The following is a 499-nucleotide window of genomic DNA, read 5'->3' as shown; positions in this document are numbered from 1 at the left end:
CTCAAACGAGCCGCTGATGTTTCGACTACGGGGGTCTTACCCTCTACGCCGGACCTTTCGCATGTCCTTCGCCTACATCAACGGTTTCTGACTCGCCGACCGGCCGGCAGACCGGTCAAGAGAACTCCCACGACCCCGCACACGCAACCCCTGCCGGGTCTCACACGTATACGGTTTAGCCTCATCCAGTTTCGCTCGCCACTACTCCCGGAATCACGGTTGTTTTCTCTTCCTGCGGGTACTGAGATGTTTCACTTCCCCGCGTTCCCTCCACACTGCCTATACATTCAGCAGCGGGTGACAGCCCATGACGACTGCCGGGTTTCCCCATTCGGAAACCCCCGGATCAAAGCCTGGTTGACGACTCCCCGGGGACTATCGCGGCCTCCCACGTCCTTCATCGGTTCCTGGTGCCAAGGCATCCACCGTGCGCCCTTAAAAACTTGGCCACAGATGCTCGCGTCCACTGTGCAGTTCTCAAACAACGACCAACCACCCG

Annotated in this window: 1 rRNA gene; it reads right to left on the bottom strand. The window is 59.1% G+C overall.

Annotated elements, in window-relative coordinates:
* Positions 1-449, bottom strand: a 23S ribosomal RNA gene (locus ACX6XY_RS30050); the annotation flags it as partial.
* Positions 450-499 lie beyond the last annotated feature (50 nt).

The sequence above is a fragment of the Streptomyces sp. O3 genome, from assembly GCF_054788135.1.
This window is presented reverse-complemented; position numbering and strand designations above follow the sequence as displayed.